Source organism: Citrobacter sp. Cf088 (assembly GCF_030334295.1).
GTDB classification, from domain to species: Bacteria; Pseudomonadota; Gammaproteobacteria; order Enterobacterales; family Enterobacteriaceae; genus Citrobacter; species Citrobacter freundii.
Genome location: NZ_JAOWEE010000004.1, coordinates 1 through 266, shown reverse-complemented (window position 1 = coordinate 266; position 266 = coordinate 1). Strand labels below are relative to the sequence as shown.

Sequence of the window (266 nt, the reverse complement as noted above, 5' to 3'; positions counted from 1 at the left end):
TATTCCGGGTCATACCAGTCCTTCATCCATTCCCAGCCGTTTCCGGCCATGTCGTAAATCCCCAGCGGATTGGGGGGACGAAAATTACGTGGAAGGGGGGAATCAAGATCGAAAAGGCTTTCGCGTTTACGGGCATAAATTTCCCTGTCCGTGGCGGTGGCTACATTGATGCCTTTCTGACCTTCAATACGTATCGTGCCGTCATCGGTGGGCGCCACCACATATTTACCCCGGCTACGCGCCGCGTATTCCCACTGCGCCTCCGT

At 55.3% G+C, this 266-nt stretch carries 1 protein-coding gene; it reads right to left on the bottom strand.

Features of this window, described 5'->3' with window-relative positions; translation table 11 throughout:
• Window positions 1–266, bottom strand: a 266-nt coding sequence (locus tag OGV71_RS00020) for an SUMF1/EgtB/PvdO family nonheme iron enzyme (RefSeq protein ID WP_286532274.1), incomplete at both ends; no start/stop codon positions are given.